The sequence below is a fragment of the Bartonella sp. AA89HNZF genome (assembly GCF_042196905.1).
Classification (GTDB): Bacteria; Pseudomonadota; Alphaproteobacteria; order Rhizobiales; family Rhizobiaceae; genus Bartonella.
On sequence record NZ_JBHIRD010000001.1, the window covers coordinates 8,549 to 23,454 of the forward strand.

The following is a 14,906-nucleotide window of genomic DNA, read 5'->3' on the forward strand; positions in this document are numbered from 1 at the left end:
ATATTCGTGATAGAAGTATCAACAGCATTAAAAGCAGAACCAACATCATTATGAGAATTACCCTGAATTGTGTAAGTTGGTGCTTTACCATTAGATACATCTGCACCACCACCAAAATATTGTGATATATTTTGACTTACACCTGCAACGTCGCGATTAACCTGCTCCAACTGAGCAAAATTCACTGCATCATCAGGTTCTTCCCCAGCTGCCACTCCTGTAATCTGCTTATTGCCAGCATCAATGCCATCCACAGTTATTTTAGCCCCATCAGCAAACAAAATGCCATCATCACTGATAGAGCTTCTCCCAGCGGTAACTCGTTCCACTGTAATATTATTAGCTAGATCAAATGTTACATTATTGTTTTCCTCACCTTTTGTAATCTTAAGATTGTCACTTGCAGCCGACAAATCTACAGTATCTTGTACACCAACAGCTTTAGCATTTTTACCCCCAACAGATAGTGTCCAACCTTGGTCTACGTATTTTTGCAATGATTTTAACTGTGCAACATTAATGGCATCAGTGTCGCCACTACCAGCTGCCACTCCTACAATCTGGCGCGTTTTTTCTGATTTAGCATCACCAACACTTACTGCACCTAGTGTACTCGCCCATATCATGTCGTCAGAATCTGAAGGGCCTTTAGTTAAAGAATTATAACCGATAGCGCCCGCAGCAACATCAGCCACAGACTCGCTCCCAAGAGCAACGCCTAAATTTATCGTCGTTTTTGAATAAGCACCAAAAGCTATAGATTCCTCACTGTCCGCCTTAGCACGATGTCCAATAGCAATTGATTCTTCGCCCGTCGCTATTGTACGGCCCTCAGTAGGAATCGGCTTACTACCACTTCTACCTTCACCACCTATTGCGATACTTTTTTTACCTACAGCGTACGCCAAATGACCTACAGCAACAGTAAAGCTATTATCCACCTGCGCGCCATAACCAACAGCAACCGAATCTGGAGCGTTTACTATTATCTTGGCACCAAGAGCAACAATATCACTCTTTCCATGGAGTTTTTCAGCCTTTGTTATATCATTACCAAATATGACATTAGTACCCTCTACGTCACGTTGCAGTCCGGTATCGCGCTGCATTCTAGTCATAGAGTCATTACGCAAAAGATTCAATGCATCAATAATCGCTGTATTCTCACCATTCTGTACACTGATAATCGATTTTTTATATTGCCAGCCTGCATCTAATGTCCTTTCAGATGAATTTTTACCATCTGCCCTCAAAACATTCACAATAGGATCATCATTACTTATAGCAGAAAGGGTTTTGGTTAAAAAATTTACATAGTTATCGGAAGCGTTAACTTTTGGCATCATTGCTACATTCAATGCCGTTAAATAATTTTCCTTATCACCATCATAGTAATCATACGCAGAGATAATGCTTTGCGGATAAACCACGGCAGCATTCTTCACATTTTCAAGAGATGCTTTTGTTAAATCGAAATTTGCTGAAAAAACAGGAGCAGCATTCGATAAAAACAAGGCAACCGCAGTTCCCAACGAAGCTACTTTAAACAATGATGATCGACGATGTGAGCGAGAAAAACTCAAATCACGCAGATTTTGTGTAGTATATAATTTTTTCATAATACCCCCCTTCATAATAATAGATTAAAAACACAAAAAAGGTATGATCTAGAGCTCTAAAGCTTTCCTATTTCCCTTGCGTGTTCCTGCTTTTACAGCGTGTTTTAGGACATCAATAAAATTAAGACGTAAGCTTTTGTTTCTGCAGCGACTTTAAAGAGTAATTAGGGGTAGGTTCATGAAAGTCAATTTAAGGAAGGTAAAAAAATACTTAATATTAGAATAGCTTTCGTTTTTTCTATCAAAGGTTGTGTATCGTTTTTTAGCTTTGATCTCTTTGAAAGAGATATAATTTTTGTGCCTATTGATCATCCGCTTAGGCATCAGTTTATTTTTCGTGAATAAGATTTTTTTATTTCATTAGAGGATTTATGAAAGCTTTTTACTAAAATGCCCCATCTATATCCTTACTAATGGTAATGTGTCTCGTTGCTGTATCCTATTTTACAAAAATACTCACTGCTACTTGTTCTTTTATTCCCTTCAGTTGTGAAAAATTCACTGCATCAGTATTGCTAGTTCCTTCTGCAACATTTGTTACTTTTTTACTTGCCGCATTAATATTACCGGTGGTTATTTGCGGGACATCAGTAATTACTAAGCCTGTTGCATCGACTTTTCTTTTCTCTCCTAATGTTATGCTTTTCAATGATATATCATTAGCCAAACCAAATATGAGCTTATTTTCATCGTCCTCATCTCTTTTAACCGTGAAGTTACTTCCTCCAGATGAAAAATTTATTGTACTATCTAGCACCCATATCTTTAGCTTCCTCACCAGAAATAGACAGTTTCCAACCTTTTTTCTTACGACTTCTTCTAAATCCTGCAATTGTCTAAGGTTCATTGCATCGGCAGGTTTGCTACCAGCTGCTACACCTATAATTTGTCGCGTTATGTTCTTACTAGGAACACCAATACTTATTGCAACTTTCATACTTTTCCATTGAGATTCAGTGTTTTTAGCCGGTCCTTGCAGAAGAGACGTATACCCAAAAACGCCATCAGCCCTACCGGACACAGAGTTGTCTCCAATAGCCCCCATCAACCGTCACTTTAGAATAGGAATCTAAAGCGATACTTCCAACCCCATTTGCTTTTGAATAGAAACCCATAGAAATAGCTTCTTGAGCAAATGCATATACACGGGTGACCAAGTGAAATCGAACCATATTCTAAAGTTTTAGAAACAGTTCCCACTACTGTTGAATAATCACTCTTCGCAAGTTGTATAATCATTTTCCCCGTATTCGCTCTTCTTATTATATTCACCACCTATTGCGATCTGCTTTTCTCTAAAGCGTGAGCCATATTGCATACAGCAACGCTCCATTCTTTTTCCGTTTGCGCTCCACTATCTAAAGCAATACTTATGTTTGGAGTACGTTGCATATCTGTAGATCGTTTCATTATAAAGCATACGTTTAAAACTATACGAAAATAAAAGCTAAAACTGTCTCATTTTATAAAGGGTATATTCGTATTTACATTGCGTGAAGCATTTTAACAAATAAAAATAATAGCAATCAATTTTTTGAATCTTTACCACTAAGGTCTTTTATTCTCAACAAAAGTTGTCATAGGCTTTTTATATTCGGATTTTATATAATTACGGGTGTTTTATACATTTAGAATAGCTTTAGAGAGCTCTGGAAGAAAGTAAAATTTTTGCCCTTTTCTTAAATAAGAAAAAGGCAAATCAATTTTATGGATTTAGTCGTTTATTAGTTGAGTATCACATTAACCCCTGCACTTATACCCCAGTGACCTCCAGAAGTGGTAATTGACAAGTTGGAACCAATATAACCGTTCTCTGAAGTATAACCTGTACCAAAAGCAAAAGCAGATTGACTACGCCATAAACCACTACCAAATGCGATAGTTAATTTTCCAGGGATATCACTATAGCGTAAACTAGATACCGCTAAACCAACAGCTGCTGCTTGTCTTGCCTCTTTTCGAACATCCTCAACAACATAACTTAATGTCGAAACCTTCATATCCGTATATGAATTAGCCCCACTAACTCCATCTTTTACAAGATGAGAAATTTGCTCATCCGTATACTTATTGGCACTTTCAAGAACAAAATCCATCTTATCTTTTAATTGACCGCCATTAACCGCTTCTTTCGAATCTTTTTCAATCTTTCCATCGGCTACATTGTCTATTAATACTGGAGAACTGTCATCTACACCAACTAATGTAACTTTATTGGTCTTTTTGCCCGTTTTTTTATCTTTATCATATTGTACAGATCCCTCCGTAACTTTATTTTCAATATCCTTTACCTGATCCGTAATCATCTGCTGAGTTTCCCAAAGCTGTCCTCCATTCACTGCTTCTTTTGAATCTCTGTCTACCTTACCATTCACTACATTGATAATCTTACTTGGACTCTTAACACCCTGAGAATCAACATGAGATGCATCATAGCTTCCTTTTTCTTTATTCCAATTCAGACTATTCGAAGAGGTATCCTTTTCAACTTCTTTTATACGATCGTTGATATTGCTCATGCTGTCATTAACAACATCAAATGCTTCAGAGACACTATTACGCTCCTCTTTATCACCTTTCGTACCATCCTTATTAAAGACCTGAACGTAGAATTTTGGTCCTTGCCAGTTTCCTTCCTTATCATAACCAGATCCTCCACCAAAATATGAGGCAAATGTCTGTTGAAGAGTATAAATCTGACCACCATTAATTGCATCCGTAGAATCTTCTGATATCTTTCCTTTCGCAAGGAACGTGATCTTGCTGTTTTCCTTTTTACCTTCTTCTTCATGCTGTGCTACAAACGCACCTGCATTATCACTCCACAACAACGCATTTTGCTCAATGTTGTCTGAAATCTCATTATGAAGATTCTTGAAAACCTTATTTACACCGGCAAACGCGGCTGCAATGCTATCATAATCTTCCTCTACAAAGCTTCCATCTTCTTGAAAAGTCATTATCTTGAAACCTGGAAGAACCCAGCCATCACCATCATACTTAGCATCACCACCAAAATACTTTGCTAGCGACTGATTCAGATCATAAATCTGCCCGCCATTAACCGCATCACTCGAGCCTGATACTATAGAGCCAGCCGCAAGTGATGTGATCTTGCTTGCTTTTCTGTCATCACCTTCCCCATGCAGAGCGACAAAAGCTTTTTCACCATCGCTCCAAGATAAAGAATCTTGTGCAACTCCCTCTGAGACCTCCTTAATGCGAGCGTTCACATTTTTGATATTCTCATCAAGCCCTTTAAAAGCAGAACCAACATCGCTATGCGGTTTATCTGTTACTTCACCACCTTTATCAATGCTGGATAAATTATAAGTTGGCCCTTTAAAAGCACCATCCTTAAATTCAGCATCTCCACCCAACAATTTTGCTATATCCATTGAAAGGATGTGAACCTGTCCTCCATTGATAACATCCGTTGAGTTGTCCGCAATCGATCCGGAGGCTACATTATGGAGCGCAACTGGTGTAGAATCCTTCCCTTTACCAAAAGTTACATTTGTATAATCAGTTTGATTATCTGTTGTTTTATCGTAAAGAACAACAGATGAACTATCCGACAGAAGGGTATCAGAAAGATCCTTCAAACCTTTATCAAATTGTTTTTTGTTCACAGCTTCATTGTCTTTTTCTGCTGCCTTCACACCAGAAAGGGTTCGATCCTTACCACTCTTGTTTGCGATATTGATTTCACTACCTTCTACTCCTTTACCAATGTTGATAACATCTTCATTTTTCGTAACAAGAAGATTACTGATTACATCGCTGATCGCAGTTTGAACCTTTGTGAAAAGTTTACCCACACCTGAAAATGCATCTGATACATTCTTATAGCTTGATTCAGCTTCAGTGCCATCATCATTGATAATTTTTAGCTTAAAATCAGGAACTTTCAATTCCCCATCCTTATATTCAGCGTCATCAGAGAAATATTTTGCAACCTTATCGCCCAGTGAATAAAGTTGAGAACCATTTACGGCGTCCATTGATTCTTTCGTAATATCTCCTACAGCAAGCGATGTGATTTTACTTGCTTTTCTGTCATCACCTTCCCCATGCAGAGCGACAAAAGCTTTTTCACCATCGCTCCAAGATAAAGAATCTTGTGCAACTCCCTCTGAGATCTCCTTAATGCGAGCGTTAACATTTTTGATATTCTCATCAAGCCCTTTAAAAGCAGAACCAACATCGCTATGCGGTTTATCTGTTACAACACCTTTTTCATCAATATTCGATAATTTATACTCTGGTACTTTAAAGTTTTTTCCATCAAAGGATACATTTCCACCTAAAATTTTTGATAAATCCTCAGTGATTGTATGAATCTGACTACCATTAACAGCATCTGTCGAACTTGTGCTAAGATCACCAGATGTAACACCCGTTACCTTTTTATTTCCAGCATCAATACCACCGGTGGTTATTTTCGGACCATCAGTAATTACTAAGCCCGTGGCATCGAAGGTATTTTTACCTATCTTTACGCTCTCCAGTGCAATATCCTTAGCTAGATCAAATTTTATATTATTGTCATCTCCGCCCTTTGTAATATTTAGGTTGCTACTTCCAGCAGAAAAATCTACTCCGCTATTCATGAGAACAGTGGTAGCATTTTTATCTCCAACAGAGAGTTTCCAACCGTTTTGTCTTACAACTTTTTCTAAGTCCTGCAACTGTCTAAGGTTCACTGCATCGGTAATATTAGAACCAGCAGCTACGCCTGTAATTTGTCTGGTTATACCCTTACTATAATCACCAACACTAACTGAGCCCCGCGTACTTTTCCATTGCGCCTCGATGTTTGTTGCAGGCCCCTGTAACAAAGAAGTGTAGCCAAACTCACCAGCAGCCCTATCGGATATAGAATCGCTTCCTAGAGCAACACCTCCCGCAACCGTCACATTAGATCTAGCGCCTATAGCAACTCCCTGCGGCGCCCGCTCCTTTGCGTATGCATTGTATCCCATAGCAATCGCTTCATTTGCATAACTATGTGCTTTACTACCGAAGGCTATTGAAAAATCACCAAATGAAACTGTTCTCTCTTTTTCATCAGAACTATCGGTTAGAGAAGAGCCGATTGCAATGCTATTTTTAGTATTTCTACTACTACCAGCTAAAGCAGTTAAGCCGATAGCAATCCCTTGGTCAGCCTTCGTCTGCGCTACTTGCCCGAAAACAATAGCATCATGCGCTTCTCCCTGAGCTCGTTCACCATAAACAAGAGGATTACCCAAATCCTGCTTGCTAGTTATCTGATCTCCCTTTACAACTCTTGGAGTTAAATCTGCTCTTGTTATTTTTTTACTTCCAGCATTCATATCAATTGAACGTATCGAATCGCTGGCTTCTGGCAAAACATTCACTATAGGACTATAATCACTTACACCAGTAAGAGTTTTAGTTAAAAAATTTGCATAGTCTTCAGAATTATTCAAACCAGCAACAGAGAGAATGCTTTGTAGATAAGATACGCCGGTACTTTTTACACCTTCAAGAAACGTGTTTCTAAAATCAGGATTTGCTGAAAAAACAGGTGTAACATTCGATAAGAATGTAGCCGCTGTAGCCAACGAAAGAACTTTAACAAAAGAAAAACGAGAAAATTTTAAATCGCTCCCTGCTAATTTTGTATATAATTTTTTCATAGTGAACTCCCCAATGAAAGAAATAACTATAAACACAAAAAAGACACATTTAAACGCTATACAGTCTTTTAAAGTTGTTTTTTCTAAACGTATTCAAAAAATTTAGTACCTGACTGAAAAGATAAAGAAGTTGTTTTTTAAGATTAATACGTTTTGCTCTTTTACATTTTCTAAGAAAGTAAATTTTTGGTGACTGGTTTTTTAACCTTTAAACTTATTGGTTGTTTTTTGCAAGGGGTAGAGTTAATTTAGCGTATTGTTTTATAACTTCTTCCAGTAAAGTTGGAATACGTTTGAATGTATAATTTTATCTTAGTAGAAAACTTTTTAATAGATTTGTAGAGAGCAAAAGTTTTTTATCTGTAGAGTGCTACAGATTTTTCAGATTTAAAAATTAAAGAAGAAAATAATGAACTTATAATTTATGAAAGAACTCATTATCTTATTTTGAAATAAGAAGTTCATTTTGTTGAAAGTGTATAGGTTTTTTCTGTTTTTTAAACCTGTATTTATTATTATAGCGCTTATCAATTTGTATACATGTATTTTTACATACGTAACAACAATTCACCCCCGCCTCATGAGACAGGGATGAAAAGGAATTTTTATATATTTTGTTTATTATCAATTCAATGTCATATTGAATCCCGCACCTACACCCCAGTGACCTCCAGAAGTTGTTGCGGATATGTTAGAACGGTATTTTCCATTTTCTGAGGTGTAACCTGCACCAAAGGCAAATGCAGATTGACTACGCCATAAACCAGTACCAAATCCAACGCTTAATTTTCCAGGTGTATCATTGTAGCGTAAGTTAGACACCGCAAGACCAATAGCCGCTGCTTGTCTAGCCTCTTTTTTCACACTCTCAATACTATAGTTTAAAACATCAAACTTCATATCTGTATATTGCTTAGCCCGATCAACAGCATCATCAATAGCATCAATCACAATATTATTAACCCGTTGATCTGTATACTGCTTGGATTGATCAAGAATAATCTTCATCTGTTCTTGAGTATAATCATGGAGTTGACCACCATTTACAGCCTCTTTCGAACCTTTTTCAATTTTACCATCAGAGACATTATCAATCAGAACAGGTTCACTGGCATCCCCCCCCGCTAATGTGATTTTATTGGTTTTTTTGCCGTTTTCATCTCTATCATAACGAACAGCATCCTCTTCAATGCCGTCAACTCTATTATTGATGTTATCAACTTTGGCATCAATATTGATAACTGTATCACCAATATCAGCAATCGTATTGGAAATGGTATCAACTCTGTTGGTAAGATGCTTCACATCTTTTTCGACACCAGTGACACGTTCATTGGTTTCCCAAAGTTGCCCACCATTGACGGCATCTTTCGAGCCTTTTTCAACTTTACCATCAGCTACATTGATAATTTTATTCGGCTTTCCATCGCGACCAGCATCATAGGCTTTTTCTTTATCATTCCACTTTAAAGCATCTGAATCGACCTTGTTGATGACATCATCAATACGGTTATTAATATTTGACATATTTTTATTGACGTCACCAAAAGCATCAGCGACATTATGATGCTCTGTCTCAACAGTCGTACCATCAGCATTGACTTGAACAATCTTAAAAGTAGGATCTGTCCATTTGCCATTCTCATATTTGGCACCGCCACCGAAATAATTTGCAAGTTGGTTATTCATGGAATAAAGTTGGTTGCCCGTAATGGCATCTGTTGAACCTTGAGCAATCTCACCATCTAAAAGATACTTCAATTTGCTGTTTGTTTTCTTGCCATCTTTTTCATGACGTGCCACAAATGCTTCTTCCTCATCATCCCACAGTAAAGCATCTTTAGAGAAATCTTCAATTTTCTGGTTAAACTCATTGGATACATTCGTTAAGCGTTGATTCACATCTTGAACATTTTTATCAAGACCTGTTAAAGCATCACCAACATTGTAAAAATTAGCCTTCCCTACTTCACCACCTACAATAGCGGATAAAGTATATTTCAGCCCTTCAAAAGCACCGTTAATGAACTTTGCACCACCACCAAAAAACTTTGCAATATCTGCTGATATTTTATTAATCTGACTACCATTGATTGCATCGTTGGAATTTTCAGAAATGCTACCATCTTTTACGTTATGAAGAGCAACTGGTCCGTTGTTCTTATCGCCGCCCAAAGTTACACTACCATAATTAACACTATTATCGTCATTCTTATCATAGAGAACCGCAGCAGCAGTTACTGTCTCAATATCTTTAGTAATATCCTTTATGCTTTTATCAAGTTGGTCTTTGTTAACAGCTTCATCACCCTTCTCTGCCTCCCGCACGCCAGAAATTTTACGTCCTGAACCACCAACACCTGCAATATTGATCTCAGTACCAGCGGTATCCTTACCAATAGTAATAATACCTGATGCACCTCCATCTTGCTTAACAAGACTATTTTTTACCACTTCGGAAATCTTATTATCAATATTTGTGATAGAAGTATTAACACCTGTAAACGCTTCCGTAACATTATGATAGGTCTCCCCCTGAATAAGGAAAGCTGGTTCTATACCGTTCAATACATCTGCACTACCACCAAAATATTTCGATGTATTTTGAGCGACTGTTTTAAGATTATCAGTAACAGTTGTAACCTTCTCATTCGTAGCAAAAAGTTGTGAACCATTTACTGCTTCAGTAGATGTTCGAGAAAGTTCTCCATCTTTTACACCGGAAAGTGTTCTTTCTTGCTTATCTTTATTTACAAGGCTGATTTCAGTACCACCGGTTGCTTTACCCACAGTAATAAGACCATCTTCTCCCTCCTGCTTTACAAGGCTATTTTCTGTTACATTGTTAATCTGATTATAGATATCCGTAATAGAACTATCGACACCTTCAAAAGCATCAGCAACATTCGTATACCTATTCTCAACAATATTACCATCAGGATCGTTACGAGAAACTTTGAATACAGGCCCCGTCCATTCTCCATTCTCATATTTAGCACCACCGCCAAAATAATTCGCAATCTTATCGCCCATCTTATAAAGTTGAGAACCATTTATTGCATCTGTTGAATCTCCTGAAATATCGCCATCCGCAAGGAACTTAATCTTACTATCTGTCTTCTGTCCATCTTTTTCATGAAGTGCAACAAATGCACTCTCAGAACTGCTCCACAATAAAGCATCTTTAGAGAGACCCTGAATTTCCTCAGTAAAATTATTGACTACATGTGTTAAACGACTATTCACATTTTTGACATTCGCATCAAGCCCAGTCAAAGCATCACCAACATTTTCAAAGGTTTTCTGTTCTACCTTACCATCTGCAGAAACGGTAGATAAATTATACTGTGGTCCAACAAAAACACCATTTTCAAATGAAGTACCACCACCAAAGAATTTTGCAATATCTCCAGAGATTGTATTAATTTGACTACCATTTACAGCTTCCATGGAGTCTTTGGAAATTTCACCATTTTTTACACCTGCAATGGTTCGTTCTCCCTCAGTACCTCTAATATCAATTTTCGTACCGCCTTTTTCAGCACCAATAGTGATAAGCTTCTGATCTTCTTTCCATTTAACAAGACTATTTTCTGTTACATTATTAATCTGACTATAAATATCTGTGATAGAAGTATCAACAGCAGCGAAAGCATCCGTTACATTGTCGTGTTTTGTATTCTGAACAGTAAACGTTGGTTTGATACCATTAAGTATATCTGTCTCCTCACCACCAAAAAAATCCACTATATTAGTAATATAATTAAACAGTTGATGGCCATTTATTGCTTCTGTTGAATCGGAACTGACTTTTCCAACTGCAACGCCAGAAATAATTCGATCCTTGCCTTCAGAGTTCGCAATATTGATTTCGATACCTTCTTTTTCAGCACCAATGGTAATATTTTTTTTACTTTTACTCCATTTAACAAGACTATTGTCTTCTATCTCAAACTTCATTTTATATAATTGTGAAAGATTAACAGCATCATGCTCATTGCTACCATCTGCGACTCCTGTAATTTTTGTATTGGCGGCATGAATACCACCCTTGGTCATTCTTGGGCCATCTTTGATCATGAAACCGGCATTACTCATTCTGCTGTCCCCTGTTTCTACACGACCAACTTTAATATATTCGCTTAAATCAAACTTTACTTCATTGTTATCACCTTTGGTAATTTTTATATTTGTGTTCTCACTCTCATTATTATCATCGTCTTTATGCTTAACTGCAACAAACTTTACTGTACTTCCTGCTTCAACATCTGTAGCTTCTTCATCTTCAACAGCAAGTTTCCAGCCCGTTTCCATCCCCGCTGTAAAGTCTTTCAGCTGTTTATAATTTACTGCATCAGTATCATCAGTACCAGCTTTCACTTTTGTAATCTTTTTGCCACCAGCATCAATACCTTTCATAGTTATGCTTGGACCACCATCAACAAACTTAAAGCCATCGTTGCTCATAATGCTGTTGCCTGTCGTGACACTCGTGAGCTTAAGAGTATCATTCAAAGAAAATGTAACTTTATTACTGTCTTTTGCAATCTTTATATTTTTGCTACCATCTTCATTTTCACCAGCAACAAAATCTACTGTACTCCCAGCTTTAACATCTGTAGCATTGTTACCATCAACAGAAAGTTTCCAGCCATTTTCTGCAAGTGTCCTTACCTCTTTCAGCTGTTCATAATTTACAGCATCAGTATTGCCTTCTGCCTTAGCTACTCCTGTAATTTTTTTATCACCAGCATTAATACCATTCAAAGTTATGCTTGGTCCATTACCATCAATAAACTTAAAGCCCTCATCACTCATAATGCTGTTGCCTGTCGTGACACTCGTAAGCTTAAGGTTATCATTCAAAGAAAATGTAACTTTATTACTGTCTTTTGCAATCTTTATATTTTTGCTTCCGTCCTCACCCGCATCCGCAACAAGATCTACTGTACTCCCAGCTTTAACATCTGTAGCATTGTTCCCATCAACAGAAAGTTTCCAGCCTGCTTCAGCAAGTGTTCTTACCTCCGTCAACTGCTTATAATTTACAGCATCAGTATCTTCTTCCCCTGCCGCTACCCCTTTAATCGTTTTATTACCAGCATGAATGCCATTAACAGTTATGCTCGGCCCCTCATCACCGTCAAATCTAAAGCCAGCAGCATCCATAATGCTGTCTCCTGCTGTGACAGTCATTACCTGAATATCATCAGCTAGATCAAATGTGACATTGTGATCATTATCTTTTTCGATCTTGATATTTTTTGTACCTTTATTGTCAACTGACTGAAAATTTACTGTACCATTTGGACCAATAGCCGTAGCATTTCCACCGTTAACAGCAAGCTGCCAACTCGTTTTGTTCGCGTTTTTCACCTCTTGCAACTGTTTATAATTCACTGCATCGTTAGGTTCAGACCCATCTGCTACGTTTGTGATCTTTTGCTTGGCTGCATCAATACCATCAATAGTCATGCTTGGACCATCATTACCATTAATAAAAAAGCCGTCTACAGTCATGCGTGAACCGCTTTCACCGTTAACAAAAAAGCCATCATCACTCATCGTGCTTTGGCCTGTGGTGACTTGCGTCAATTTAAGATGATCATTTAAAGTAAATTCAATTTTATGCTTATTATCTGCAGTGTTTTTTGCAATCTTTAAGTTGTCTTTTCCCGCTTCTTTTTCACTTTTCACTGAAAAATCTACAGTATTGCCTGAATTCACATCTGTCGGATCGGTATCGTTAGCAGAAAGTTTCCACCCCCCTCCCCCTGCTATGATATCTTTCATAGCTTTTAGTTGCGCCACGTTTACCGCATCAGTATCTTCACTTCCAGCTGCAACCCCTGTAATTTGTCGTGTTAGCGTACCATTACCACGACCGCCAACTTCACCAACGCTAAAAGCGCCTGTGGTGCTCTTCCATGCTATACTGGTTTTTGTTGTCCCTTTACCTGTTACAGGATCATAACCAGCAACATTCTTGTCTCTATCAGAAATAGCCCCACCACCTACAGCAACACCATCTCTAACAAGCACTTGCGAATTTACACCAATGGCAACCGAATCTTCTTTTTCAGCATAAGCTTGCGTACCTATAGCAATCGCATTTTCAGCATTCGCGATTACTTTTCTGTTAGGATCATTTTCTTCGGTTCTGTCAGAGCGCCTGCCCCCTATTGCAATAGCACCTGAAGCTTTAGCTTCAGCATCTGTACCTATAGCAATCGTATAACTCTTTTCTGCCTTTACCTTTGTACCTAAAGCAATGCTATTTGTACCTAATGCAGTTGCAAGCCCTCCAATAGAAACTGAAGATTTGCCCGATGCTTCTGAGCCTACACCCATAGCAACACTTGCTATACCACTTGCAAGTGCGGAAACACCAAAAGCTTGTGCACCCCCTGCCTTTGCTGTCGCACCTGCACCAAATACGGTTGAATAATTACCCGTCGCTGCAGATCCACAACCCGTTGCAAAAGAATAAACACCATAAGCCTCAGGCATTGCACTAACGATACCGCCAGTCGGTGTCCCCATATAACCTTTAGTGGGATCACTTAATGTCCCATCACCAGTCCAAGTAACCTTTTCAGTAGTCGTGCCATAAGGTTTACGACCTCCAAAAACTTTCTCACCAATAAATCTCTCATATTGTTGCTCTGCGGTTATTCGTTGACTTTCACCAACTCTCTCTTGTTGTTTGCCGCCACGACCAATAACATTGTCTGCACCACAGTAGTCATCATCACCAGCAAAAACAACACTCCCATGACTACCGTGTGGATATACAACACCAGTACCAGTTGTACTTTGACTCGCCCCTCCTACTATCGCAAGATTAGCAGCAAAAACAGGAGAAACACTCGATAAGAGTGTGGCCATTACCGTACTAAGAGAGACAACTTTAATTAAATTTGGTGTGGAATATTTTTTTTTCATAAGAATCTCCTCCTACAGAGTTCAACATCATCACAACGCGCGGAAACACTCATGGCAAAACCCTCAGTTTGCGCACTTCAAAAACCAATAAATCAAGACAAAACCCTCCCCCTACGATACCGCTATTTTTTACGGCATCGCCCTAAAATCTTTGCAACAACATCGAATCTAGAAAAGTCCCCAACCCTTTTAGCTAGAGGGATTCAAGCTAAAAAATAAATAAAAACACAAAACTTTGAAAATATACCGTTCTCTCCATTCAAAAATACTGCGATTTATCTCTTAACAAAAATAGTTTCACTAAAGAGCAATTCTACTTTTCAAATAAAGCGCATTAAAAGAATGGCAAGAGTGTAAAAATAATTTTTTATAAATTTGTAAAAATACTTCTCAATAAAATAGCTGTTCTTATAAGCACAAATTTATGATTTTTTAACTTATAGCATAATGTAATAATGACGATTATCATGATAACATCACTCTTTGCTGCGAAGTAATCTGTTTCAATATATGATGCACACCTTTGAAAGAGTTTTTTTATATCACTACTCGTCATTTTTTATCTGTATTAGAGCAATGTGTTGATTTATAATGATAATTTATTATTATTCAGGTTGAATAAAAGACTCAAAAATTGTGAGATTTTTACATTCGAAACTTGGTTATATAGTAGAAA

2 protein-coding genes and 3 pseudogenes are annotated in these 14,906 nt (G+C 37.8%); all 5 read right to left on the reverse strand.

The window, feature by feature from the left end; translation table 11 throughout:
• Nucleotides 1-1,532: pseudogene (locus ACFIN0_RS00015) on the reverse strand (hypothetical protein); the annotation flags it as partial.
• 526 nt (nucleotides 1,533-2,058) lie between these two features.
• Nucleotides 2,059-2,664 carry a hypothetical protein gene (locus tag ACFIN0_RS00020; RefSeq protein WP_375610050.1) on the reverse strand — a complete coding sequence of 202 codons (606 nt, stop codon included), beginning with the start codon at nucleotides 2,662-2,664 and terminating at the stop codon, nucleotides 2,059-2,061.
• A gap of 679 nt (nucleotides 2,665-3,343) precedes the next feature.
• Nucleotides 3,344-4,453 (reverse strand): annotated as a pseudogene (locus ACFIN0_RS10250) (YadA-like family protein); the annotation flags it as partial.
• Nucleotides 4,454-4,624: 171 nt separating this feature from the next.
• Nucleotides 4,625-7,285: pseudogene (locus ACFIN0_RS00025) on the reverse strand (hypothetical protein); the annotation flags it as partial.
• Between the two features lie 624 nt (nucleotides 7,286-7,909).
• Nucleotides 7,910-14,230 (reverse strand): Vomp family autotransporter, encoded by a 6,321-nt coding sequence (locus ACFIN0_RS00030; RefSeq protein ID WP_375701670.1) that lies wholly within the window; start codon nucleotides 14,228-14,230, stop codon nucleotides 7,910-7,912.
• Nucleotides 14,231-14,906 lie beyond the last annotated feature (676 nt).